The following is a 22939-nucleotide window of genomic DNA, read 5'->3' as shown; positions in this document are numbered from 1 at the left end:
GTGGTCACCGGGTGACGACGAGGGTGTGCGGGGCGGCCGCGGGGGTCGGGGGCAGGCGCAGGGGGCGCCGGCCGGGGGTGAGGGAGCCGAGCACGCGGGGACCGGCGGCGCCCGTGCAGGCGGGCGCGTTGCCCGGCAGTCCCAGGGCGGTGAGGAAGCCGAGCACGGCGAAGGCGTACGCCTCCTTGGCCTGCGCGGGCAGGCCCAGGCCGTCCGACTCCCGCACCGGTACGCCCGGCAGCTCGCGGCGGAGCCGGTCCATCAGGACCGGGTTGCGGACGCCGCCGCCCGAGGCCACCACCTCCGTCGCGCCGAGCGGACGTACCGCGTCGGCGATCGTGCGGGCGGTCAGGAGGGTGAGGGTCGCGACGACGTCCCGGTCGGGCCCGTCGAGTCCCGCGGCGTGCAGGGCCGCGCGCAGATAACCGCCGTTGAACAGCTCCTTGCCGGTCGTCCGGGGAGCCGGCAGCCGGTAGTAGGGCTCGGCCAGCAGGTGCCGCAGCAGCGGCTCGTGGACCGCGCCGGCCGCGGCGAGCCGGCCGTCCTCGTCGTGGTCGCGGCGTCCGTCGGTGAGTTCGCGCACGGCGGCGTCGATCAGGGCGTTGCCGGGACCGGTGTCGAAGGCCACGGTGCCGTCGCCGGACCCGCCCGCGCGGGGGCTGCCGTCGCCGTCCGCGCCATGGCCGCCCGCGGTGCCGCCTGCCGGGCGGACCGCGGTGATGTTGGCGATCCCGCCGATGTTGAGCGCCACCGGCCGGCCGGGGCGGCCGCGCAGCCACATCCGGTCCACCAGGCCCACCAGCGGGGCGCCCTGGCCGCCGGCCGCGACGTCCCGCGGCCGGAAGTCGGCCGCCACCGGGAGGCCGCTGGCCTCGGCGATCCAGGCCGGCTGGCCCAGCTGGAGGGTGCCGTGCACCCGGCCGTCCGGGTCCGCCCAGTGGTAGACGGTCTGGCCGTGCGAGGCGATCAGCTCCGCCGCTCCGCCGCACAGTTCGCGGTCGGCGAGCACGGCGACGTCGGCGAAGGCCCGGCCGATGCCGGTGTCGAGCCGGCAGACGTCCGCCATGGTGACGGCCCCGGGGGGCAGGGCCCGGACGAGGGCGGCCTCGAGGTCGGCGGGGTACGGCCGGCTGAGCGCGCCCAGCGGGGTGAGCCGCAGCGTGCCGCCGTCCACGGCAAGGTCGGCGGCCGCTGCGTCGACGGCGTCGTACGACGTCCCGGACATCAGGCCGATCACCCGCAGGCCGTGCGCCGCGGTCACCGCAGGGGCCGCAGGTGGTCGTCGGGGCGCAGGGTCCACAGGGCCGGCAGGCTCAACGCGCAGGCGGCGGCCGCGTAGAGGGCCGGTACGTCCGTGCGTCCGGTGCTCTGGGCGAGCCGGGTGACGGTGAGGCCGGCGCAGCCCGCGAACACCGCGTTGGCCAGTGCGTACGCCGTGCCCAGACCCGTGCAGCGCACCCGGGCCGGGAACATCTCGGCGAGCATCGCCGGCCCCGGCCCGGCCAGCAGGCCCACCAGCGCCCCGGCGAGCAGGACGGCCGCGGCCTTGCCCGCGGTGGCCACGGCGGGGTCCGTGATGAGGGCGAACAGCGGCAGGGCCAGCGCGATGACCAGCACGGTACCGGTGAGCATGACGGCGCGGCGGCCGACCCGGTCGCTCAGCACGCCGGCGGGCACGATGGCCGCGGCGAACCCGACGTTGGCGAGCAGGGTCGCGAGCAGGGCGTCGCGGTAGGAGGTGCCGAGCGCGGTCTGGAGGTGGGAGGGGAGGACGACGAGGAAGGCGTACCCGGCGCCGGACCAGCCGACGATGCGACCGCTGCCCAGCAGCACCGCCCCGACGGCCGCAGCGGGGCGGGGCGACGGGGACGTGCCGCCCGGCGTCCCGGCCGGGACGCCGGGCGGGGCCGCGGTCTCGGGCACGGCCGGAGCCCCCGGTGCGGTCGCCCCGCCGGACCCTGCGGACACGGCAGCGGCGGCGAGGAACTCCGGGCTCTCCGGCAGCCGGGCCCGCAGCGCCAGCGCGGCGGCACCCAGCGGGAGCGTCAGCAGGAAGGCGATCCGCCAGCCCCACCCGTACAGTTCGCCCTCCGGCAGTACGGTCGCCAGGGCGGCGGCGGTGCCCGCGCCGGCCAGCAGCCCGAGCGCGACGGTGCACGACTGCCAGGACCCGTACCGGCCGCGCCGACCGGGCGGAGCGAACTCCGTGAGGACCGAGACCGCCCCACCGAACTCGCCGCCCGCGCACAGGCCCTGGAGCGCGCGCAGCGCGGTGAGCAGGACGGGAGCGACCGGGCCGGCCGCGGCCTGGCCGGGCAGCACTCCGATGGCCGCGGTGGCCAGGGTCATCAGGGTGAGGGAGGCGAGCAGGGCGGGGCGGCGGCCCGCGCGGTCGCCGAGCCGGCCGAAGAGCAGGGCCCCGACCGGCCGGAAGAAGAAGGCCAGGGCGAACGCCGCGTAGGTGGCGACGAGCGAGCCGGTGTCGACCGTGCCGGTCGGCGAGAAGAACGTGGCGGCGATGACGGTGGCGAAGTAGCCGTAGACGCCGAACTCGTACCACTCGACGAAGTTGCCGACGGCACCGGCGAGGACCGCCTGCCGCGCCGTCGGCCCGGCGCGTTGCGGCGGGGCGGGGCGCGCCGCGGGCGGCGGGAGCGCGGAGGTCGTCACGCGGGCACGCTTCCCGCCGGGCCGGGCCGCCCAACCGCGTGCCGCCCGGCATTCCACCGACCGGCCGACGCCGTACCGGACGCGCGTACGACCGCACCGCCGCAGCACAGCGGCCCGGCGGAGTCGGTGACGGTCGGGCCGGCCGGCCGGCCGGCGAGGACGCCTCCGGGACGACCCTTCCGACGGGGTGGCAGAGTGAGGCCTCCGCAGTCGGACCAGGTGCCCGACCGACCGGCCCGCGCGGCCCCGTCCGGCAGGCCGGCGAGCACCCAACGAGGGGGTCTTCCATGCCGAAACGTCACGCCGTGGTGGCCGGGGCCGGTATCGCCGGGCTCACCGCCGCCGTCGCACTGCACCGCCGCGGCTGGCACGTCACCGTCTGCGAACGCGCCCCGGAACCCCCCGTCACCGGGGCCGGCATCGGCCTCGCCCCCAACGCCCTGCGCGCCCTCGAAGCCATCGGCGTCGACGCCGCGTACGCCGCGGGCCGCGCCGTGCCCGCGACGATGGGCGTGCGGGGCGCCGGCGGGCGGTGGCTCGTCCGCTCCGCCACCGCGGACCTGGCGGCCCGCTACGGCACCGCCCCCATCGCCGTTCCGCGCCCGGCCCTCACCACCGCCCTGGCCGCCGCACTGCCGCCGGGGTCCCTGCGCTACGGAACCGCCGTGACCGCGGTCGACGACGCCGCCGGGCGGCCGACCGTACGTACGGCGGACGGCACGGACGGCCCGGACCTGCCCGCCGACCTGGTCGTCGCCGCCGACGGCATCCACAGCCCGCTGCGGCGCGCGTTCTTCCCCGACCACCCCGGTCTGCACTACCTCGGCGAGACCGCCTGGCGGGCGCTCGTGGACGCACCGGACCTCCGGCTACCGGCCATGACCGAGACCTGGGGGCGGGGCGAGCGCTTCGGCGTGACCCCGCTCTCGGACGGGCGGTACTACGTCTACGCGACCGCCGTCGTGCCCGCCGGCACGCGGCCGTCCGACGCGCGCGCCGAACTCCGCCGCCGCTTCGACACGTGGCACGACCCGATCCCGGCCCTGCTGGACCGCATCGGCCGCCTCGACGCCGCCGACGTCCTCCAGAACGACCTCTACGACCTGGCCGCCCCGCTCCCGCGCCTGCACCACGGCCGGATCGCCTGGCTCGGCGACGCCGCCCACGCCATGGCCCCCAACCTCGGCCAGGGCGGCTGCCAGGGCATCGAGGACGCGGCGGTGCTCGCCCACCTGCTCCCCGCGGGCGACGACGCGGACGGCCCGGACGCCGTACCGGCGGCCCTGACCGCGTACACCGCCGCCCGCCGCGACCGGACCGACGCCGTACGGGTCCGCGCCCGCCGGGTCGGCCGCCTGGGCGCCCTCCGCAACCCGCTCGCGACCGCGGCCCGTGACCTCGCGGCGCACGTCACGCCCACCCGCCTGGCCCTGCGGGGCATGGACGACCTCTTCAACGGCTTCCGGCTCCCCGGGTAGCCGCACCCGTCACCGGGCCCGAGCCGACGAGCCACGGCCGACCGGGTCACGGGCTCTTGCGATGGGCCTGCCGTGCCGCCTCCTCGACGCGGACGCGGTGGGCCTCCCAGGCCGCCGCGTCGCCGGGGGCGAGGTTCGAGTCGCTGGTGCGCAGGCCCGCGGCTCCGTCGACGAGTTCACGGACGATGTCGGCGTGGCCGGCGTGCCGGTCGGTCTCGGCGATCATGTGGACGAGGCTGCGGTGGAGCGTGGTCTCCGCCCGCCCGCCCCACGGCACTCGGCCGATCGCTTCGAGGGGCAGGGCCGCGATCGTCTCGTCGGAGTGGGCGCAGGCCTCGCGGTAGCGCAGGGTGATCTGTTCGCGCGTCTCGTCGGGCCGGGCCCACAGGTCCGCGTTCGGCTCGGCGTCCCCGGTGATCCACAGCGGCGTACCGGCGAACGGCCTCCCGTACGTGGCACCGAAGTAGAGCGCTTCCGCACCGGTCAGGTGCTTGACGAGGCCGAGCAGGTTGGTGCCGGTGGGCGTCATCGGGCGGCGCACGTCGTACTCGGACAGGCCCTCCAGCTTCCACAGCAGGGCGTCGCGGGCGTCCTGGAGATAGGTCTGCAGGTCCGTCTTCGGATCCGTTCCGGTCATCGGCCCAGTCTGACGCCTCAACGCCGTCTCCCTCCACGGTGTTTCGCCTCCGGAGGACCACCACCCGGCACCCGGGACCCCGGGCAGCGGCACGGCCGGTCCGTACACGTCGTGATGGAGCACCGCCCCGGGGCGCGTGGCGGCCAGCAGGGGACAACGCGGGCCGCGAGGCCGTCCGGGCCTTCCTGCAGCGCGCGGCGTACCGAACCCGGAGACACGCACCCACGAGTGGCCCCCGAGGCGGTCGAGGGCCTCGTCACCGCCGCACTCCGCCCTGAGCGGCCCTACACGAGATCGTGCTCCCAGAAGATCCAGGACCGCGGCCTCGGATTCGACAGCGACGGCTGAAGCACGAGCTCCACCAACGGAGTTGGCCGCTTGTTACTCTTTCCGATCATGCGAGCCCTCTTCCCAGGATCCTTCGACCCGGTCACGCAAGGGCACCAGGACGTTCTCCACCGCGCCGCCCTCCTGTTCGACGAGGTCGTCGTCTGCGTGATGTTCAATTCGGGCAAGTCCGGCCGCTTCCCCATCGCCGAACGACTGGACCGGCTCCGCGCAGCAGCAACCGACCTGAGCAACGTCACGGTCGACTCCCACACCGGCGGCCTGCTGGTCGACTACTGCCGCCGAGCCGGCATCGACGTCGTCGTCCGCGGAGTCCGCGACGCTGCCGACCTGGACTACGAAATTCCGATGGCCCGCATGAACCGCGAACTGGTTGGAGTCGAAACGCTCTTCATCTCTGCGGACCCCGCCCTGGCCCACATCTCCTCCACCCTCGTCACCACGATGAATCAGCGGTCCCCCAAGGAGGAGCCCTGAGCCGCCGTAACGCGCGGCGGCCAAGCAGGCGGACACCCCGGGGCACCGCACCACGAGAGTGCCGTCCCGTGGTGTGTGGGGGAGGCGCTTGACAGGGGTGGCAGGCTGGTCCGGAGGCAGGCCCGGGCCGGAGGTGGCCGAGGCCAGGGCGAAGCCCCGAAGCCTCCGGGGTGGGCCTGCCGCAGGGCCTGCAGGCCATACCGGGTCAAGCGCCGAGGGGACCCACACACCACGGGACGGCCCGCCACCCCACCCCACCCCACCCCGACACCGGCCCCCACACCACGGCGGCTCCCACGAAGCGAGCCCACCCCCACACCGGTCACCACGACGGCGGAGCCGGGTCGCCTAGGCTGGCCCGATGACCGTGCTGCACGGCGACGCGCTCGACCTGCGCCCCGCCACCACCGAGGACGTGCCCGCCCTGGCCGTCATCCGGGCCACGCCGGAGGTCCGGGCCCGCTGGCGCGGCGGCGCGGACCTGGCCGGCGAGGTCGCCGAGGACCTCGCCGACCCGGACGTCGTCTGCCTGACGATCCTCCACCGGGGCACGATCGTCGGCATGATCCAGTGGCACTCCGAGGACGAGCCCGACTACCGGCACGCGGGCATCGACCTCTTCGTCGACCCGGCCGTGCACGGCCGGGGGCTGGGCACGGACGCCGTGCGCACGCTCGCCCGCCACTTCGTCCACGACCGCGGATTCCACCGCCTGGTCATCGACCCGGCCGCCGACAACGCCCCCGCGATCCGCTGCTACACCAAGGTCGGCTTCCGGCCCGTCGGCATCATGCGCCAGTACGAGCGCGGCCCGGACGGCACCTGGCACGACGGCCTGCTCATGGACCTGCTGGCCGACGAGCTGCCGGACTGACCGCGCCGGGAACAGGGGCGCGGCACGACGGGCCCACCGCCCCGGGACGCTCGTACCCGGTGACACTCCGACCTCCCGCCTCAGCCGCGTGTCGAACGATGAACTCCTCCTCCAGCACACGAAGTTCGACCCGATCCCGACTACCCGGCGTCCTCGCGCCCGCGCCCGCACCCGCACGGGCACCAGCACCCACCCGCACCCCCACCCCCACATCACGAACAGCCGGGTGGCGAGCGCGACCGCAGCCGTGACCAGGGCGTACGGGCGTCCCTGCTGCGCGTACTGCTGCATCGTGGGCAGCAGCGCCACGGTGAGCCCGGCGCCTCCGGAGGGCCCCGGGGGGGAGCCGCCCCCTAGACTTGCGGCGTCCCGTACCGACCGAACGAGGCGAGGAGCCGAGGGAGTGAAGGCCGACCAGCCCGGAGACGGCGCCGCCGAGCGGCACGAGAGGTGGCTGCAGAGGGGGGTCGCGCTGCGCGCGTTCTTCTACATCTTCGGCACGCACCTGTTCGCCGGCTTCGTCTGGCTGCTCTTCTACGTGGGCGAGCACGCCAAGAAGTGACCGCACCCCGGGCCTGCGAGCCCCCCGGCGGTCGATTGGACCAGGGTCACGGCATCGGATTGGCCCTACTGGGGAGGCCACCGGCTGCCTAGGCTCGGCAGCGTGACCAACACCGTTGACTTCTACTTCGACCCGATCTGCCCGTTCGCCTGGATCACCTCGCGCTGGATCCTGGAGGTCGAGCGCCAGCGGGAGCTCGAGCTGACCTTCCGCGTGATGAGCCTGTCCGTACTCAACGAGGGCCGCGAGGACCTCCCCGAGCGCTACCAGCGGCTCATGGAGACCGGCTGGGGGCCGGTGCGGGTCTGCATCGCGGCGGCCCAGGAGCACGGTGAGCACGTGCTGCGCGACCTGTACACCGCCCTCGGGACCCGGCTGCACGTCGCCGACCGGCCCGCCGACGACGCGGTGCTCCGCGAAGCGCTGGCCGAGGCCGGGCTGCCGGTGGAGCTCGCCGCGGCGGCACACCGCACCGACTACGACGAGGCGCTGCGCAAGAGCCACCACCAGGGCATGGACCCGGTCGGCGAGGAGGTCGGCACGCCCACCCTGCACATCGACGGCACGGCGTTCTTCGGCCCCGTGCTCACCGCGATCCCGCGGGGCGAGGACGCGCTGCGCGTCTTCGACGGGGTCCGGCTCCTGGCCGGGTACGACAGGTTCTTCGAGCTCAAGCGGACCCGCACCGGGTCGCTGGACTTCTCGTGAGGAGGGACCGCACGGTGCCGAACACCACGAACACCACGAGCACCACCGGAACCACGCGGGCCACCGACACTGCCCGGACCGCCGCCACCGCCGCCTTCTTCCACTCGCTGCACGTCCCGGGCAAACCCCTCGTCCTCCCCAACGCCTGGGACGTCGCCTCCGCCCGCCTGGTGGCCGGGGCCGGCGCCGCCGCGCTGGCCACCACCAGCGCCGGTGTCGCCTGGTCCCTCGGCCACGGCGACGGCGGCCACCTCGCGCGCGACGAGGCGCTGGCCGCCCTCGGCCGGATCGCCGACGCCGTCGACATCCCGGTGACCGCCGACATCGAGGCCGGGTACGCCGAGGACCCCGCGGGCGTGGCCGAGACCGTCCGCCGCGTGCTGGCCGCCGGGATCGTCGGTGTGAACCTGGAGGACGGGCTGCGCCCCGTGGCGGAGCAGACGGAGCGGCTGGCCGCCGCCCGGGCCGCGGCGAACGCGGCGGGCGTCCCGCTGTACCTCAACGCCCGCATCGACACCCACCGGCTCCTGCCCGCCGGTACGCGCGGGCGCTGGCTGCCGGAGACCCTGGAGCGGGCCCACGCCTACGCGGCCGCCGGCGCCGACGGCGTCTTCGTCCTCGGCACGCTCCGCGCGGACGAGGTGCGGGCCCTGGTCTCGGCCTCGCCGCTGCCGGTGAACGTGTCCGCCGGGCCCGGCAGCCTCCCGGTCGCGGAGCTCGCCGCCGCCGGTGCCGCCAGGATCAGCGCGGGCGCGGCGCTCGCCGAGGCGGCGTACGGACTGGCCGCGCGCGCCGCGCGGGAACTGCTCACCGAGGGCACCACCACCAGCCTGGAGGGCGGCCTGGACTACCCGACCCTCAACACCCTCCTGCTCGCGTCCGCGGAGCGTGCCCGCCCGGCTCCCCACCCGGCCCCCCGCCCGACGCCCTGACCGGCGCCCCGCCCCTCCCCCCGCCAGGCTCCCCCGGCGTGACCTCCACGGTCCTCCTCTAGAGTTCCCCCTACGGACCTCAGCAGGCCGCAGAACCGACCGCAGAACCGACGGAGGAACCACCGTGACCGACCTGGCGCCCATGACCCTGCAGCAGGAGATCGCCCGGGATCTCCAGGTGCCCGCGACCTTCGACGCCCAGCAGGAGATCGAGCGCCGGGTGGCCTTCCTCGCCGACCGGCTCCTCGAGTCGGGCCTGCGCTCCCTGGTGCTGGGCATCAGCGGCGGCGTGGACTCCACGACCGCGGGCCGGCTGTGCCAGCTCGCGGTCGAGCGGGTCCGCGCCACCGGCCGGGAGGCGACGTTCTTCGCGATGCGCCTGCCGTACGGCACCCAGGCCGACGAGAAGGACGCCCAGCTGGCGCTGGACTTCATCCGGGCCGACCGGGTCCTGACGGTGGACGTGCGGCCGGCCAGCGACGCCGCGCTGGAGGCCGCAGTGGCCGCCGGCACCGCCTTCCGCGACGCGCACCACCAGGACTTCGTCCACGGCAACATCAAGGCCCGCCAGCGCATGGTCGCCCAGTACGCCGTCGCCGGCGCCCACGACGGCCTGGTGGTGGGTACCGACCACGCCGCCGAGGCGATCTCCGGCTTCTTCACCAAGTTCGGTGACGGCGCCGCGGACGTGGTGCCGCTGACCGGTCTGACCAAGCGCCGGGTACGGGCCGTGTCCGAGGCCCTCGGCGCGCCCGCCGAGCTGGTCTGGAAGACCCCGACCGCCGACCTGGAGACGCTGGACCCGGGCAAGCCGGACGAGGACGCACTCGGCGTCACGTACGACGACATCGACGACTTCCTGGAGGGCAAGCCGGTCGGCGAGCCCGCCTTCACCGCCATCGTGGACCGCTACCGCCGCACCGAGCACAAGCGGCAGCTGCCGATCGCTCCCTGAGGCGGGAACGTCCGGGATCCCAAGCGGGATCCCGGACGGAACCGGCACGGAACCGGCACGGAACCGGCACGGAACCGGCACGGAACCGGCACGGAACCGGCACGGAACCCGAGCGGATCCCGAGCCGGATCCCCCGCCGCACGGGTTGTTCACTTCGGGATCATGAAGATCACACCGGCGCGTGGGCGGGTCGTCCCCCGCGCCGGTGAGGGTGCGTGCGCGCTGAAGACATCAGCGTCCCTCCACCCGAAGGACCCCATGTGAACCGCACCATCTCCCGCGGTGTCGCCTCCGCCGCGGCCCTGCTCGCCGTCGCGACCGCGGGCAGCAGCGCCTCGGCACAGGACCTCGACCGGCCCGTGCACGCCGGCCGCCCCCACTTCTACGGGACGAAGACCCCGTACGCGCCCCAGCAGCGGCCCGAGGACCTGCGGCCGGCGCCGCGCGGCTACGCCCCGGTCTTCGCCGAGGTCGTCGCCCGGCACGGCTCGCGGGCCATGTCCGACGGCGAGGACGCGGGGGCGGTGCTCGCGCTGCTGGAGTCCGCGCACGGCACCGGCGCCCTGACCGACCTCGGCGAGCGGCTGCTCCCCCCGGTGCGCGCACTGAACACCGCGGCCGCCGCTCTCGGGTACGGCAACCTGTCCGGCCGCGGCGCCCGCGAGCACCGGGAGATGGCCGGGCGGCTCCACGAGCGGCTCCCGGAGCTGTTCGAGGCGGCCGTCGCCGGCCACGAGCCGATCGAGGTCAGGACCTCGGGCCAGGGCCGGGCCGTGGCCAGCGGCCGCTCGTTCACCGACGGCCTGACGGCGGGCGACCCGGACCTGGCGGGGCTCGTACAGGCCCCGGTCACGGACAAGAACCTGCTGTACTTCCACAAGCAGCCGCAGAACGCCGACTACCAGGCGTACGTCGCCGGCGACCCAGACCTGGCCGCGGTCCTGGCCCGCATCGACGCCGACCCGCGGACCGGCCGGACGGCCGCGCACGTCGTCTCCCGGCTGTTCGACGAGGAGTTCGCCGCGGCGCTGCCCGCCGCGGACCGGGTGTCGTTCGCCCGGTCCCTGCACGCGCTGTACAGCTCGGCGCCCGACCTCGCGGACGAGGTGCCGGACGTGGACCTCGACCCGTTCCTGACGCCTCGGGACGCCGAGTGGCTGGCGTACCTCGACGACGCCGAGGAGTTCTACGAGAAGGGGCCCGCCTTCCGCGGCCGCACGATCACCTACGGCATGGCGGGCGTCCTGCTCGACGACCTCTTCGCGCAGGTCGAGGCCAAGGCGACGGGACGCAGCGACAAGGCCGTCGCACTGCGCTTCACCCACGCCGAGGAGCTGATCCCCCTGGCGGTGCAGCTCGGCCTGCCGGGCAGCACGCGGCCCGCGGCCGCCGACGAGCCGTACTCCTACGCCAACAACGCCTGGCGCGGCGAGCGGGTGGCCCCGATGGCGGTGAACGTCCAGTGGGAGCTGTACGCCCGGACCGCCCCCGACGCCGCCGGGGCCCCCGCCAAGGCGCCGCGGTACCTCGTGCGGATGCTCTACAACGAGCGCGCGACGGCCTTCAAGCCCTCGTGCCGCCCGGTCGCCCCGGGCAGCCGCTTCTACGACCTGGCGGAACTCGAGCGCTGCTTCGGCCGCGCGTAGCGAGGCGGTGGGGCCCGAAATCCCGTGGCCGGCAGCCGTCGGCCACGGGTAGCGTCGGGCCCCCGACCAGCCGCACCGGCGGCCGGTCCCCGCACCGAGAGAGCGACCGCCATGACCACCGCCGCCCCGACGACGACCCTGTGGCGCCCCACCGGCCCCGCGGAGCTCGATCTCGTCCGGCGGTCGGGCTGGCGCGCCTGGCCGCCGCGGCTGCCCGAGCAGCCCGTCTTCTATCCGGTACTGAACGAGGACTACGCCATCCGCATCGCGCGCGAGTGGAACGTGCCGCACAGCGGCGCGGGGTACGTCACGCGCTTCGAGGTCGACTCCGCGTTCGTCAGCCGCTATCCCGTGCACCAGGCAGGCGGTCGCACGATCCTCGAACCGTGGGTGCCCGCAGAGGAGTTGGACGAATTCAACGCCCACATCATCGGACCGATCCGGGTGACGCACGAGTTCCAGTGAAGCCCCGCGCACTCCCCCTCCCTCCCCCTCACCCCCACCACCATCGGCAATCCGTTCGACGGGGGCGCGGGGACCGGCCTAGCCTCGGCGGGTGGACCACTCGGAGCTCATCACGTTGTCGCTGCGCGCGGCGCTGATACCGTGCGCCGCCCTCGCGCTGCTGTGGGCGGCGCGGTGGTGGCGCAACCGGGTCGTCGCCCGGCGCCTGGCGGGGCGCGGTGTCGACCCGTACTACGCCCTGCTCCTGACGGACCGGCAGGACGAGGCGGTGGTGGCCGCGGCGGCCGAGCTGCTGGCCGCCGGACTCCTCGAGGTGGACGCCGAGGGCGAGGTGCGGCCCACCGCGGCCGGCCGCGACCCCGGGCGCACGCCGGACCGCCCGGCGCCGGCCCTGCTCCTCGGCATGGTCCGGGAGCGCCACTACCCCGTGCGGCTCGGCCATCTCGTGGCGAACGGCCGACTGCCGGTGCAGTTCCAGGCGTTCGCCCTGACGTACACCCGGAACCTGCCCCGCTGGGCGCAGGCACGGGAAAGCGGCGCCGCCACCTGCCTCGTGATGGTCCTCTACCTCTACTACGCGGCGGTGCACTACGGGATGCTGCTCGGCCTCCTGACCGACCTCGCGCCGTACGGCCCCGACGACGTGCCGGCCGCCGGGGCCGCGCTCGGCGCCCTCGCCCTGCTGGCCGTGCTCCCGAAGGCATGGCGGCGGGTCCGACCCCGACCGGACCGCGCCGACCGCGTCCGCGCGTTCTGCACGGGCATCGACGCACCCGTCCCGGAGTCGGTCGGCGCTCGCCGGCGCACGCTGCTCGAACGCAGCCTCGAACCGGCGGACTGCCCCTCCTGCGCGGACGCCCCGACCTGGCTGGCGCCGGACCCCTTCCCCGCCGCCGTCTGAGCACGGCCGGACGGCGGCGTCCCCGGCGGGGCCCCCTGTCCCGCTCGCGCACGAGGGGTCATGCTGGGGTGCCGACGGAGGGAGCGCGATGGCGGACGACGACGCCGACGACGGGGTCGAGAGGGCCGGCGGCATCGAGGTGCGACCGATGTCCGGGCACACCGGGGCCGAGATCGGCGGGGTGGAGCTGGCCAAGCCCCTGGACGACGCGGCCGCGGCCGCGATCCGGTCGGCGCTGCTGCGCTGGAAGGTGGTGTTCTTCCGCGGCCAGCACCTCGACCACGACGGCCACCTCGCCGTGGCCCGGCGCTTCGGCGAGCCGATCGCCCTCCCCCGGCGGGGCGGGTACTCACCGGCGGAGCACCCCGAGATCGAGACCACCGCGGACCGACTGGAGCTGGGCGGCCGGTTCGGCATGGACCGCGCGGAGTGGCTCGACCGCCGCCGGCACACGCTGCTGCGGGGCTGGCACTGCGACCACGGCGCCCGGATCGACCCGCCGGCCGCGACGATCCTGCGCGCCGAGACCGTCCCCCCGTACGGCGGCGACACCTGCTGGTCGAACCTGGCGGCCGCGTACGCGGGCCTGTCCGAGCCGCTGCGCCACTTCGTCGACGGACTGCGCGCCGAGCACCGGCAGGGGGTGGGCTACGAGCCCCGACCGGGCGAGGACGCGTACGTGCGGCACCTCCTGGAGCACCAGACCGCCTCCCACCACCCGCTGGTGCGCGTGCACCCGGAGTCGGGCGAGCGGCTGCTCTTCGTCAACGGGTACTACGTGCAACGGATCCTGGGCCTCACCCAGGCCGAGAGCGCGCCGCTGCTGGAGCTGCTCGTGGAGCAGGCGGTCCGGCCCGAGTACACGGTGCGCTTCCGGTGGCGGCCCGGCGACGTGGCCTTCTGGGACAACCGCGCCACCGTCCACCTCGCACCGAGCGACACCGGTCGGCTCGACCACCCGCGCATCATGCACCGGGTGATGCTCGCCGGAGAGGTACCGGTGGGGGTCGACGGCACACCGTCGGAGCCGGTGACGGGCACCGAAGCGGGGCGGTGGTGACACCACCACGGAAGACCGGGACCGACAGGGACCAGGCCGGGCCGGGCCGGGACCGGAACGGGCCGGCACGGAACCGGCCAGGCCCCGGACCGGACCAGTCCAGTCCAGTCCAGTCCAGTCCACAACACATCCGGAGCCGACCCGAAACCGATCCACAACGAATCCGGGGCCGGTCCACGAGGGGGGACGCAAACCCACCCTTCCCCGGATTAACCGTTTGCGGGGCCCCACAGCCCTCCCGGAGCATGGCCCGTTGTGAGTACCCCCCGCCGCCTGACCGCGCTCCTGCCCGACCTGTCCCCGTGGCGTTCCAGCCGCGACTTCCGCCTGCTGTTCTGGCAGGGCACGGTGACGTTCCTCGGCTCGTTCATGGCGATGATCGCGCTACCGCTGCAGATCAAGGGACTGACAGGATCGCCACTCGCGGTCGGCGCGATGGGCGCCGTGGAGCTCGTGCCCCTGGTGGTGTGCGGACTGTACGGCGGCGCGCTCGCGGACGCGGTCGACCGGCGGCGGCTGATCCTCCTCACCGAGGCCGCGCTGGGCGTACTCGCGCTGGTCCTGCTGGTGAACGCCCTGCTGCCGGACCCGCTGCTGTGGCCGCTGTACGTGGTGGCCGCCGGCGTCTCCGGACTTGCGGGCCTGCAACGCCCGGCGATCGACTCCCTGATGGCCCGGATCGTGCCGCACGACCAGATGACGGCGGCCGCCGCCCTCAACTCGATCCGCTACAACATCGGCGCGGTCGCCGGCCCGGCTCTCGCCGGCCTGGTCGTGGCGTACGCGGGCTACGCCGCCGCGTACGTCGTGACGGCGACCGGCTTCGCCGTCTCGGTGCTGCTGTGCTCCCGCCTCTCCCCCGCGCCGCCCGCGCACGGCGCCGAACGCCCGTCGTTGCGCGGCATCGCCGAAGGCGCCCGCTACGCGTGGAGCCGGCCGGTGCTGCTGGGCACGTACGCCGTGGACCTGGCGGCGATGTTCTTCGCCTTCCCCAACACGATCTTCCCGTTCCTCGCCGACGAGCTGGACGCCGTGTGGGCGCTGGGCCTCATGTACGGGGCGGGGGCCGTCGGCTCTCTGCTCCTCGGCCTCACCAGCGGCTGGACGTCGAAGGTGCGCCGGCACGGCCTCCTCGTGCTGTGCGGCGCGACGGTCTGGGGCCTGGCCATCGCCGCCGCCGGCTGGTCCGCGAACGTCTGGCTGGTACTGCTGTGCCTCGCCGTCGCGGGCGCCGGGGACATGCTGAGCGGACTGGGTCGGGCCACCATCTGGAACCAGACCATCCCGGACGCACTGCGCGGGCGGCTCGCAGGCATAGAGGTGCTGTCGTACAGCGTCGGACCGCAGCTCGGCCAGGTGCGCGCGGGCACGATGGCGGGCTGGACCGGTACGCGGGCCGCCTTCTGGACGGGCGGGGTGGCGTGCGTGGCGTCGGTGGCGGTGCTGGCCGCGCTGCTGCCGAAGCTCTTCACGTACGACGCCCGGACCGACGCCGACGCACTGGCGCGCCGCGCCGCCAAGGCGTCCGCCGGACCCGCGAGCGCGGGCCCCACGGACGCGGGTTCCCCGGACACGCTGGCAAGCTCCCGGCCGTAAAGGGGGGCGCACCGGTGCGGACACCCGGGCCGCCAACTCACGAGAGTGCCGTCCCGTGGTGTGTGGGGGAGGCGCTTGACAGGGGTGGCAGGCTGGACCGGAGGCAGGCCCGGGCCGGAGGTGGCCGAAGGCCAGGGCCGAAGGCCAGGGCCGAAGGCCCCGAAGCCCTCGGGGTGGGCCTGCCGCAGGGCCTGCAGGCCGCCCCTGTCGAGCGCCGAGGGGACCCACACACCACGGGACGGCCCGCCACCCACCCCACCCCGACACCGGCCCCCACACCACGGCGGCTCGCCCGAAGCGAGCCCACCCCCACACCCGCGTCCCCCACGAAGCCAGCCGAAAGCAAGCCCACCCCGCCCCCTCCCCCCGCCCCCTCCCCCCGCCCCCGTAATCCACGGGACACCCACCCCCCGGCCGGAGAGAATGCCACCATGAACGATCATGGCTTCGACTCCGCCGCAGCCCCCGACTTCCGCACCAAACCCACCCTCACCGGCAAGGCTGTCCAGCTCCGCCCGGTCACGGCGGAGGACGTCCCCGCACTGTTGCCGATGTTCCTCGATCCGGAGGCCACCCGCCTGACCGGCAGTCACGGCGACCACCCGGCCGACCCGGAGGGGCTGCGCGCCTGGTACGGCTCGCGCGGCGACCAGGACGACCGGCTGGACCTCGCCGTCGTCGACCGGGCGTCCGACCGCGTCGTCGGCGAGGCCGTGCTCAACGACTGGGACCCGGACAACGAGAGCTGCGGATTCCGCATCAGCCTCGTACCGGCCGCCCTCGGACGCGGCCTCGGCACGGAGGCCACGCGCCTGATCGTGGGCCACGCCTTCGAAGGCCTCGGCCTGCACCGGGTCTCGCTGGAGGTGTACGCCTTCAACCCGCGCGCCCGCCGCGCGTACGAGAAGGTCGGCTTCGTCGCCGAGGGCGTCCTGCGCCACGCACTGCTCTGGGAGGGTGAACGGGTGGACGCCACGGTGATGTCCGTCCTGGCACCCGAATGGGCCCGGCACCGGGGCCGGCCGGAGCAGGCCACCGGGGCCCTCTGAGGTAGGTACCCGGGCGAGCCCCGCAGAGGGGCCGGGGGCGGGGCGTCAGCGGGCGCGGCCAGGGGCCGGGGCGGCCACCGCGTCCACGCAGACCGAACAGTACGTCTGGCCGGCGTCGGGGGCACCGGCGTCCAGCAGGCCCCCGCACAGGGCCGCCACGTTCTGGCCCGCCACCACCAGGTGCCAGACCGGCTGGCCGCCCTCGGCCAGGCCCGCGTGTATCTCGTACATGCCCACGCACCTCCCATGTCCGGCGGCCCGCCGCGGGGAGCGGGGGCCGGGTCGGACGCGTGTAGGGTCCTCCGCCATGGTGCGGCCCCGCGCACCGACCCGCATGCCCAGCGGTCCCGAGCGGACCCCACCGGACGCCGCAGGCCGCTGCGCGGGAAGATTTCCGCGCAGCGGCCGTGACCTCCCCGGCCGGCCGTCGTTGAACAGTCCGGTCAAGCGAAGTGCAAAAGAGACCCCGGGATCCGTCGTCGTCTCCCGGGGTCTCGCGCTGCACCAGCCGAGGGTCGGCCTCACCCGACGGCCGGCACCCGAGGTTCAACCTCAACCGAGGTCCGCAACCAGGACGGTCGCGTTGTCCGCATGGCCCGTCCCGAGGCCGACCGCCGCTGCGACCAGCTCGCGGGCGACGCGCCGTACCGGACCCCGCAGGTACTCCTCCAGTCCCCGCCCCGCGTCCTCGAGGGGCTCGTACGCCCCGTCGCTGGCCAGCAGCAGCCGTCCGAGGGCCGGCACCCGGACGACGTCGATGAGCGGGTCGGGCCGCGGGTCGCCGAGGAACGACGTCACGACGTTGCGGGCGTACGGGCCGGGGTCCATGCCCATCTCCAGCAGGTGGCGGCGCATGTTGTGGTCGGTGGTCAGGCGTACGGCCGCCACCGCGTCCGGCGCGAGGAGGTACGCGCGGGAGTCGCCGCACCAGGCCACCTCCAGCTCGCCGCCGGCCTCCGTCGTGGCCACCACGGCGACCGCGCAGGGCGGTTCGGCGCCCTCGGCCCGGCGGGCGGGCTCGGCCGCGAGAGCCGCGTGGACCGCGCGCAACCCCGCCCCGGCGCCCGAGCGGGCCGCCGAGCCCGCCAGCCGGCGGGCGGTGCCGCGCGTCCAGGCCCGGACCTCGTCGTTGCTGCCGATGCCGTCCAGCAGGACGTACGCCCGCCTGCCCTCGTGGGTGAAGGTGGCGGTGGCGTCGCACTGGTGCGAACGGTCGCCGATCAGCTGGGCGGTGGCGTGGCCGGGCATGCGGTCTCCTGTCGGGGCGGAGTACCGATAGTGGCCCGGCACGGGCGCCGGGGCGACAGGCTCGCCCGAAGATCGCCGGAGCGGACCGCGCCCGCCCACCCCGGCGGCGCAGTTCCGGAGGCACGCACGCACGGACGCACGGACGCTCGGACGCACGCACGGACGACCCAGGACACCCGGTCGGCACACGAGGGGTGGGAGCTCGCCGACGCCCACCCCCCGCAACCTCACGACTTCGCGACTTCACGACCTCGCGAACCGGTGCCGCCGATCAGCAGCGCGGGCAGGCGTCGCGGATGACGCGCCAGGTGAAGGTCGTGCTGCCGGGGATGCCTGCGGCGTCGGTGGCCGTGACGGTCACGGTGCGCGTGCCGGAGCCGCGCGCCAGGCCGGTGATGAGGCCGGTGCTCGCGTTGATCGACGTGCCGAGGGGCAGGTTCGACGCGGACCAGGTGTACGGGTACGTGCCGCCGCCGACCGTCATCTGCAGGTAGACGTCGTCGTACTGGAGATTCGTCTGGGTACCGGGGTTGCCCACGACGACCACGCCCAGCGGCGCGCGGTGGGCGGTGGGGGCCGTGGCAGTGGCCTCGGTGAGCGTGGCGGCGTTGCCGGTGCCGCCCGTCGCGCCCAGCAGGGCGGCCGTCGCGGACAGGCTGACGAACAGGGCGGCGAACCGCCGGCGGGTGCGCGGGGACGTACTCAAGATGACCTCCGAGTCGGGCTCGTGCCGGGTGGACGTGCGGTGGTACGTCGGCTTGCGCCCGCAGCATAGGAATCCGGCCAGACCCCTCACCAGAGCGGCGGATCCCCGCAGAACTGGGGGGTTGCGCGGCCCCGCCGACCGTGCCGGCCTCCCCCGCGCCCGTGCCCGGGCCCGGCCACGGGCGCCGGGGGCGGGCGCGTGGTTCGGGGCCGGGGCGACGGGGTCAGGCGGTGGCCGTGCCGCGGCGCGGGCGGGGGACCAGTTCACCGCCGCAGTTGGGGCAGGTGCGGTGCATCGCCTCGCCGCACGGGACGCAGAAGGTGCACTCGTACGAGCAGATGAAGGCGGCCCCGTCCGGTGCCAGTTCGGTGCTCGTGCACTTCTCGCACAGGGTGCGCATCTCCAGGGCCATGACTCTCCTCACCGGTGGGTCACCGGTCGGCGGCCGCCCTCGGCGGGCCGGACCGGACTCGACCCCTCGATTCTCGGTCACTCGATCTTGGAGGAACAGCGCGGGTCCTGCCGGGCTCCCCACCGATCCTGCCACCGGCCCGCGCGGCACGGCTCCTTCCGGCCAATGACTTGACGAGGCCCTGACAATTACGGACCCCTGTGGGACCTTCCTTGACGCACCCGGATCCGCGCACGGCTCCGCCCGCCGGACTCGGAGTCCGGGCTCCGCACACCCCCACAAGGACGTGTCCAGAAGGAGCGACATGAGGACGATCTCGAAGCTGTCGTGCGTCACCGCCCTGCTCCTCGCCGCCACCGCCGGCGCCGCCACCGCGGCGAGCGCCCTGGGGCCCACGGCCGACCAGCAGGTCGACGGCGTCATCGTGGTGGCGGGCAACACCTGTACGTGGACCAACGCCCGCACCAGCGCCAACCCCCCGAGCGCACTGACGATCGACCGCGCCACCATCAACAGGCCCGGCGGCAACCTCGCCTGCGGCGGCGGCATCACCGCGTCGCTGAACAACAACCCCGCCGTGACGTTCGACGACGCGGCCGGCACGGCCAAGGCCGACGCCATCGACATCACCGGCAAGCAGAGCTTCATCTCCTGCCGCTACCGCGTGACCAACGTCGTCTGGAACCGTGACGGCGCCACCCGCAAGTACGTCAACCAGGCCTTCACCGCCACGAAGACCTCCGGCAGCTTCCTGTGCCCGGGGTCGGTGACCACGGCGGCCGGGGACGCCTCTCTGCTCTTCCACTGAGCCGCGTCCCGGGGCCGGCTCGCAGGCACGGCCCACCCTCGGGCAGGGCCCGACCCCCCGGGCCGGGCCGCGTCAGCGGCGGGCGCGGCGCGGCCCGGAGGCCCGACGCCCGCCGCCGTCCCGGAGCTCGGTGCGGCGGACGAACTTCAGGCCCGACCAGTCCGTGCCGAGGGCCGCGACCTTGACGTCGACGAGGCCGAGCGGGAGGTACGCCTCGCGCAGGTCGTTCTCCGTGATGTCGCTGTCGTGGCCCGCGGCCCGGCGGGGCCAGGCGATCCACAGCGCGGCCGGATCGGCCAGGGCGGCCGCCAGCGCCGGGGCGTCGGCGGCGAGTTCGGCGCGGCTGCGGTGGAAGACCACCGTCACGTCCGCGCCGGGCGGGTCCCCCGCCACCACCGTGCAGTCCGCGGGGAGACCGGGGATCGGCCACGGGTCCGGGGCGTCGCGCAGGTGCACCTCGGCGCCCGGCCCGATGCCGAGCTTCCTGGCCAACGGGGTACCGCCGCCGGCCGCACCGCCCGGAGCGGCCCCGCCGGCCGCTACGCCGCCCGCCCCGCCGTCGCGACTCATGTCGCGACCGCCGACGTGACCACGAGGGGCGGCCAGGCCCGCTCCGCCTCCCAGGTGCGGCCCTGCACGAGCGCCGCTTCGGACACGCCGACCGCCTCGTCCACGGTGGGCCGGCGCTGGACCACCTCCCGGAACCGGGCGCGTTCGAGCAGGCGCGGGAAGACCTCGACGGGCCAGGCGCGGTTGTGCGCCTCCTGCCAGGTGCCGTCCGTGCGCAGCAGGCGCAGGGTCAGCTCCTCGCCGGGCCGGTACGCCCGGCCGGGGTCGCCGATCCGGAGCGAGGCGTACGGGCGGCCGGCGCAGGCGGGGTCGGTGCTCAGCAGCACGAACAGGCCGCCGGGCCGCAACAGCCGCCGCACCTCGGCGAACACCCCGAGCACCGCGTCCTCGGAGGGCAGCGAGGCGAGCACGTGGTTGCACATGACCGCGTCGGCGCAGCCGTCCGGGAGGCCGGTGGCCCGGCCGTTCTCGACGAGGTGGTACTCGGCCCCGGGCGTGCCCAGTCCGCGGGCCAGCGCCAGCATTTCGGAGCTGGTGTCCACGCCGACCAGCCGGACGCCGAGCCGCGCCGCGGCGCGGTCGGCCACCCGGCCGGGTCCGCACCCGAAGTCGACGAGCACGTCGCCCTCGCGGACGCGACGGGCGAGCGCCTCGAAGACGAAGGGGTAGCCGAGCAGCCAGTCCGTGTCCGCGGTCACCGCGGCGAAGGCGCGGGCACCGGCCGCGCCGGTCCAGTCGGTGCCCCGGTCCGCGGCCGGGCGCCCGGCGTCGGCCCGGTCCTCCGGGGCCTGTTCGTAGGAAACGTCGTCACTGCTCACAGCTCCCCACTATCGGGCCGGGGCCCCGGCCGCGGCCCGCACGACACGGGGGCACGGCGGCGTCCGCGGCCCTGCGACCAATGGCGCACGACGGCGTCCTCGGCACTGGGACCACCGGCGCACGACGGCGTCCTCGGCACTCCGACCACCCTTTCGTGGGACACCGGCGGAGGCTCGCCCCGAGCGGGTCGGGCCGGGGTGCGGGGGCGCGGGACCACCCTTCCGTGCGAAGCCCGCCCGGGCTGGGCCCCGCGCCGGTCCGGTTGCGGCACAGTGGGGCGGGTGCCACGTCGTACCGCGGGCCTGGTGGCCCTCTTCGTCGCCCTGTTCGTCCTGCCCGGCTGTGTGAGCCTCTCCCCCACCGCCGCGCCCGCCCCCGCTCCCGCCCCGGCCGGGCAGCGGCCGCTCGCGGGGTACGGGGCCACCGTGCGGCCGGACCGCCCGCGGGAGGAGTGGGGGCCCGTGCCCGATCCCGCGGCGGGGCCGGGCGGGTCGACCGGCACCTCCCGGGCGGCGGGGGACGCCCGACCGCCCGCCGGAGCCGACGCCCCCGGCCGACCGGCGACCGGAACGAACGCGCGCTCGGACTCGGGCTCGCGGGCGGAGTCGGGCTCGGGCTCGGGGTCGAACTCCGAGGAAGCCTCCGGGCGGGCCCGCCCGGACCACCGTGCACCCGCCCGGCCGGGGGGCACCACCCGGGTCCGGCCGCCCCACACGGTCCGCCCGCCCGCCTCCCGCCCCGCGCCGCGGCACCGGAAGCGCAAGCCGCCGGCCGCGCGGACGCCCGCGCCCCGGTCCGTCGACATGCGGGGGCTGTGCCGGGCCGCCGAGGGCGTGGCGGACCCGTCCGTCAGCCGCTTGTGCCGTGCGGCGTACGGCCGTTGAGGCGCCGACGTAGGCTCGGAGCATGCCGAGCGATCCCGCGCACGAGGGTGCGTCCCCGGACGCGTACGAGGTGGCCGTCGACCCCGGTGTGGAGGTGCCGGTGCCGCGCGCGGGCGAGGTGTGGGCGGTCGGGGCCGTGATCCTCGACCCGGCGGGCCGGGCCTTCGCCCAGCGCCGGGCCCCTGACCGGCGGCTGTTCCCGGACTGCTGGGACATCGTCGGCGGGCACGTCGAGCCCGGCGAAGCCCTGCTGGACGCCCTCGCCCGCGAGATCGGCGAGGAGACCGGGTGGCGGCTGCGCCGGGTACGGCGGCTGCTCGGCGTCTCGACGTGGACCGGGGACGACGGCGGCGGGCTGCGGCACGAGGCCGACTACCTGGTCGAGGTGGCGGGCGACCTCGACCGGCCCGCGCTGGAGTGGGCCAAGCACAGCGGTTACGACTGGTTCGGCCGGGCCGAGCTGCCGCGACTGAAGGAGAACTGCGCCCCGGGCGAGTACTTCATCCACGACCTGGTCGCGGCCACCCTGCGCACCGCGTCCGGTCGGTCCGGCGGCTCCTGACGCCGGGACGGGGCCGGCGGTTCCTGACGCCGGAGCGGGGCCGACGCGGGTCAGGCCTCCTGGAGCACCGAGAGGACGTTGCCGGCCGGGTCCTTGAACCAGGCGATGGCGGGGCCGCCCTCCTCGCGGACGATGCCGTGGTCGTCCTGGGCGAACCCCTCGTACCGTTCGAAGGCGACCCCCTTCGCACCGAGGTCGGCCACGGCCCGGTCGACGTCGGGCACCGGGAAGTTCAGCACGGTGAACGTCGCAGGCTCGTGGTTGTCCTTCGGGTAGAGCAGCACCCGGTTGCCCCCGGCGAGCTCGAGGAAAAGCATCCCGTTCTCCTCGGTCACCCGCAGGCCCAGGGTGTCGCTGTAGAAGCCCTTCACGCTCTCGATGCTGCCGACCGAGTAGCCGCTGAAGGCAGGACTGTCTCCCAGCATGGCCGATCGCCTCCGGTTCCTGGGGCCCGCACGGTCGCGGCACGCCCGGTGGTGGTCGTACACCCCGCGCGCGGCGGTGGTCGTACGCTGCCGTGGTCCATCGTGCCGTCGCCGCGGCGGGCACGCATGCCCGGCGCGGCGACGGTG

The 22939-nt window shown here is 75.5% G+C and carries 26 protein-coding genes; 16 read left to right on the top strand and 10 right to left on the bottom strand.

The genetic code is table 11. The annotated features are described in order from the left end of the window. Positions 1 to 4: 4 nt before the first annotated feature. Together ACIQCH_RS07680 and ACIQCH_RS07675 are read right to left on the bottom strand one after the other, a co-directional pair. Positions 5 to 1243: an anhydro-N-acetylmuramic acid kinase gene (locus ACIQCH_RS07680; protein ID WP_402579163.1), complete on the bottom strand. Its 1239-nt coding sequence runs from the start codon at positions 1241 to 1243 to the stop codon at positions 5 to 7. A 14-nt stretch (positions 1244 to 1257) separates the two neighbouring features. Next, positions 1258 to 2670 (bottom strand): MFS transporter, encoded by a 1413-nt coding sequence (locus ACIQCH_RS07675; protein ID WP_402579010.1) that lies wholly within the window; start codon positions 2668 to 2670, stop codon positions 1258 to 1260. Positions 2671 to 2957: 287 nt separating this feature from the next. On the opposite strand from ACIQCH_RS07675, the gene ACIQCH_RS07670 reads away from it, so the two are divergent. Further along, the gene (locus ACIQCH_RS07670) at positions 2958 to 4148 is read left to right on the top strand and encodes an FAD-dependent monooxygenase (protein ID WP_402579008.1); all 1191 of its coding nucleotides are present in this window, start codon (positions 2958 to 2960) and stop codon (positions 4146 to 4148) included. A 46-nt stretch (positions 4149 to 4194) separates the two neighbouring features. Here ACIQCH_RS07670 and ACIQCH_RS07665 read toward each other — a convergent pair whose 3' ends face one another. Then, complete coding sequence (locus ACIQCH_RS07665; protein WP_402579006.1) at positions 4195 to 4785, bottom strand: DinB family protein; 591 nt, start codon at positions 4783 to 4785, stop codon at positions 4195 to 4197. Between the two features lie 396 nt (positions 4786 to 5181). Here ACIQCH_RS07665 and coaD point away from each other — a divergent pair, with 396 nt between their 5' ends. The 12 genes from coaD to ACIQCH_RS07605 all read left to right on the top strand — a co-directional run bounded on the left by coaD (position 5182) and on the right by ACIQCH_RS07605 (position 16358). Beyond that, positions 5182 to 5610 (top strand): pantetheine-phosphate adenylyltransferase, encoded by a 429-nt coding sequence (gene coaD / locus ACIQCH_RS07660; RefSeq protein WP_402579004.1) that lies wholly within the window; start codon positions 5182 to 5184, stop codon positions 5608 to 5610. A gap of 361 nt (positions 5611 to 5971) precedes the next feature. Next, a complete protein-coding gene (locus tag ACIQCH_RS07655; RefSeq protein WP_402579002.1) occupies positions 5972 to 6484 on the top strand; it encodes a GNAT family N-acetyltransferase in 513 nt (170 codons plus the stop codon). Positions 6485 to 6887: 403 nt separating this feature from the next. Next, positions 6888 to 7046, top strand: a complete 159-nt coding sequence (locus tag ACIQCH_RS07650) for a DUF6126 family protein (protein ID WP_199922705.1) — start codon at positions 6888 to 6890, stop codon at positions 7044 to 7046. A 102-nt stretch (positions 7047 to 7148) separates the two neighbouring features. Then, positions 7149 to 7754 carry a disulfide bond formation protein DsbA gene (locus ACIQCH_RS07645; RefSeq protein ID WP_402579000.1) on the top strand — a complete coding sequence of 202 codons (606 nt, stop codon included), beginning with the start codon at positions 7149 to 7151 and terminating at the stop codon, positions 7752 to 7754. Positions 7755 to 7768: 14 nt separating this feature from the next. Beyond that, positions 7769 to 8686, top strand: a complete 918-nt coding sequence (locus ACIQCH_RS07640; RefSeq protein WP_402578998.1) for an isocitrate lyase/phosphoenolpyruvate mutase family protein — start codon at positions 7769 to 7771, stop codon at positions 8684 to 8686. Positions 8687 to 8828: 142 nt separating this feature from the next. Further along, positions 8829 to 9641: an ammonia-dependent NAD(+) synthetase gene (gene nadE, locus ACIQCH_RS07635; RefSeq protein WP_402579161.1), complete on the top strand. Its 813-nt coding sequence runs from the start codon at positions 8829 to 8831 to the stop codon at positions 9639 to 9641. Between the two features lie 260 nt (positions 9642 to 9901). Then, positions 9902 to 11287, top strand: a complete 1386-nt coding sequence (locus tag ACIQCH_RS07630) for a histidine-type phosphatase (protein WP_402578996.1) — start codon at positions 9902 to 9904, stop codon at positions 11285 to 11287. Between the two features lie 111 nt (positions 11288 to 11398). Further along, complete coding sequence (locus ACIQCH_RS07625; protein WP_402578994.1) at positions 11399 to 11752, top strand: hypothetical protein; 354 nt, start codon at positions 11399 to 11401, stop codon at positions 11750 to 11752. Positions 11753 to 11843: 91 nt separating this feature from the next. Then, entirely contained in the window at positions 11844 to 12653 is an 810-nt protein-coding gene (locus ACIQCH_RS07620) for a hypothetical protein (protein WP_402578992.1), read from the top strand. 88 nt (positions 12654 to 12741) lie between these two features. After that, positions 12742 to 13713: a TauD/TfdA dioxygenase family protein gene (locus ACIQCH_RS07615; RefSeq protein ID WP_402578990.1), complete on the top strand. Its 972-nt coding sequence runs from the start codon at positions 12742 to 12744 to the stop codon at positions 13711 to 13713. A gap of 255 nt (positions 13714 to 13968) precedes the next feature. Further along, the gene (locus tag ACIQCH_RS07610) at positions 13969 to 15309 is read left to right on the top strand and encodes an MFS transporter (protein WP_402578988.1); all 1341 of its coding nucleotides are present in this window, start codon (positions 13969 to 13971) and stop codon (positions 15307 to 15309) included. Between the two features lie 431 nt (positions 15310 to 15740). Next, positions 15741 to 16358 (top strand): GNAT family N-acetyltransferase, encoded by a 618-nt coding sequence (locus ACIQCH_RS07605; protein WP_402578986.1) that lies wholly within the window; start codon positions 15741 to 15743, stop codon positions 16356 to 16358. Between the two features lie 45 nt (positions 16359 to 16403). On the opposite strand, the gene ACIQCH_RS07600 is transcribed toward ACIQCH_RS07605, so the two are convergent. The 4 genes from ACIQCH_RS07600 to ACIQCH_RS07585 all read right to left on the bottom strand — a co-directional run bounded on the left by ACIQCH_RS07600 (position 16404) and on the right by ACIQCH_RS07585 (position 18724). Continuing rightward, positions 16404 to 16589: a hypothetical protein gene (locus ACIQCH_RS07600; protein WP_402578984.1), complete on the bottom strand. Its 186-nt coding sequence runs from the start codon at positions 16587 to 16589 to the stop codon at positions 16404 to 16406. A 321-nt stretch (positions 16590 to 16910) separates the two neighbouring features. Then, positions 16911 to 17606: a PP2C family protein-serine/threonine phosphatase gene (locus ACIQCH_RS07595; RefSeq protein WP_402578982.1), complete on the bottom strand. Its 696-nt coding sequence runs from the start codon at positions 17604 to 17606 to the stop codon at positions 16911 to 16913. 271 nt (positions 17607 to 17877) lie between these two features. Beyond that, positions 17878 to 18312, bottom strand: coding sequence for an Ig domain-containing protein (locus ACIQCH_RS07590; RefSeq protein ID WP_402578980.1), 435 nt, complete (start codon positions 18310 to 18312; stop codon positions 17878 to 17880). Between the two features lie 223 nt (positions 18313 to 18535). After that, entirely contained in the window at positions 18536 to 18724 is a 189-nt protein-coding gene (locus ACIQCH_RS07585; protein WP_402578978.1) for a DUF1272 domain-containing protein, read from the bottom strand. Positions 18725 to 19028: 304 nt separating this feature from the next. Between ACIQCH_RS07585 and ACIQCH_RS07580 the strand changes: the two genes are divergently transcribed. Beyond that, positions 19029 to 19532 (top strand): hypothetical protein, encoded by a 504-nt coding sequence (locus ACIQCH_RS07580; protein ID WP_402578976.1) that lies wholly within the window; start codon positions 19029 to 19031, stop codon positions 19530 to 19532. A 72-nt stretch (positions 19533 to 19604) separates the two neighbouring features. On the opposite strand, the gene ACIQCH_RS07575 is transcribed toward ACIQCH_RS07580, so the two are convergent. Both ACIQCH_RS07575 and ACIQCH_RS07570 read right to left on the bottom strand, forming a co-directional pair. After that, positions 19605 to 20102 carry a DUF3052 domain-containing protein gene (locus ACIQCH_RS07575; protein ID WP_402578974.1) on the bottom strand — a complete coding sequence of 166 codons (498 nt, stop codon included), beginning with the start codon at positions 20100 to 20102 and terminating at the stop codon, positions 19605 to 19607. Continuing rightward, complete coding sequence (locus tag ACIQCH_RS07570; RefSeq protein ID WP_402578972.1) at positions 20099 to 20920, bottom strand: class I SAM-dependent methyltransferase; 822 nt, start codon at positions 20918 to 20920, stop codon at positions 20099 to 20101. Before ACIQCH_RS07570 ends, ACIQCH_RS07575 begins: the two co-directional genes overlap by 4 nt. A 282-nt stretch (positions 20921 to 21202) precedes the next feature. Between ACIQCH_RS07570 and ACIQCH_RS07565 the strand changes: the two genes are divergently transcribed. Continuing rightward, positions 21203 to 21805 (top strand): hypothetical protein, encoded by a 603-nt coding sequence (locus ACIQCH_RS07565; protein WP_402578970.1) that lies wholly within the window; start codon positions 21203 to 21205, stop codon positions 21803 to 21805. 22 nt (positions 21806 to 21827) lie between these two features. After that, a complete protein-coding gene (locus tag ACIQCH_RS07560; RefSeq protein ID WP_402578968.1) occupies positions 21828 to 22367 on the top strand; it encodes an NUDIX hydrolase in 540 nt (179 codons plus the stop codon). Between the two features lie 50 nt (positions 22368 to 22417). Here ACIQCH_RS07560 and ACIQCH_RS07555 read toward each other — a convergent pair whose 3' ends face one another. Continuing rightward, positions 22418 to 22792 (bottom strand): VOC family protein, encoded by a 375-nt coding sequence (locus tag ACIQCH_RS07555; RefSeq protein ID WP_402578966.1) that lies wholly within the window; start codon positions 22790 to 22792, stop codon positions 22418 to 22420. Between the last annotated feature and the right edge of the window lie 147 nt (positions 22793 to 22939).

The organism is Streptomyces sp. NPDC093225, from assembly GCF_044753805.1.
Lineage (GTDB): Bacteria > Actinomycetota > Actinomycetes > Streptomycetales > Streptomycetaceae > Streptomyces.
This window is presented reverse-complemented; position numbering and strand designations above follow the sequence as displayed.

Bases quoted from the DNA above. Each gene is read 5' to 3' on its own strand.
- ACIQCH_RS07605 (WP_402578986.1), top strand. From the start codon at position 15,741: ATGAACGATCATGGCTTCGACTCCGCCGCAGCCCCCGACTTCCGCACC.
- ACIQCH_RS07665 (WP_402579006.1), bottom strand. From the start codon at position 4,785: ATGACCGGAACGGATCCGAAGACGGACCTGCAGACCTATCTCCAGGAC.
- nadE (WP_402579161.1), top strand. From the start codon at position 8,829: ATGACCCTGCAGCAGGAGATCGCCCGGGATCTCCAGGTGCCCGCGACC.
- ACIQCH_RS07595 (WP_402578982.1), bottom strand. From the start codon at position 17,606: ATGCCCGGCCACGCCACCGCCCAGCTGATCGGCGACCGTTCGCACCAG.
- ACIQCH_RS07585 (WP_402578978.1), bottom strand. From the start codon at position 18,724: ATGGCCCTGGAGATGCGCACCCTGTGCGAGAAGTGCACGAGCACCGAA.
- ACIQCH_RS07670 (WP_402579008.1), top strand. From the start codon at position 2,958: ATGCCGAAACGTCACGCCGTGGTGGCCGGGGCCGGTATCGCCGGGCTC.
- ACIQCH_RS07560 (WP_402578968.1), top strand. From the start codon at position 21,828: ATGCCGAGCGATCCCGCGCACGAGGGTGCGTCCCCGGACGCGTACGAG.
- ACIQCH_RS07580 (WP_402578976.1), top strand. From the start codon at position 19,029: ATGAGGACGATCTCGAAGCTGTCGTGCGTCACCGCCCTGCTCCTCGCC.
- ACIQCH_RS07555 (WP_402578966.1), bottom strand. From the start codon at position 22,792: ATGCTGGGAGACAGTCCTGCCTTCAGCGGCTACTCGGTCGGCAGCATC.
- ACIQCH_RS07655 (WP_402579002.1), top strand. From the start codon at position 5,972: ATGACCGTGCTGCACGGCGACGCGCTCGACCTGCGCCCCGCCACCACC.
- ACIQCH_RS07575 (WP_402578974.1), bottom strand. From the start codon at position 20,102: ATGAGTCGCGACGGCGGGGCGGGCGGCGTAGCGGCCGGCGGGGCCGCT.
- coaD (WP_402579004.1), top strand. From the start codon at position 5,182: ATGCGAGCCCTCTTCCCAGGATCCTTCGACCCGGTCACGCAAGGGCAC.
- ACIQCH_RS07625 (WP_402578994.1), top strand. From the start codon at position 11,399: ATGACCACCGCCGCCCCGACGACGACCCTGTGGCGCCCCACCGGCCCC.
- ACIQCH_RS07600 (WP_402578984.1), bottom strand. From the start codon at position 16,589: ATGTACGAGATACACGCGGGCCTGGCCGAGGGCGGCCAGCCGGTCTGG.
- ACIQCH_RS07615 (WP_402578990.1), top strand. From the start codon at position 12,742: ATGGCGGACGACGACGCCGACGACGGGGTCGAGAGGGCCGGCGGCATC.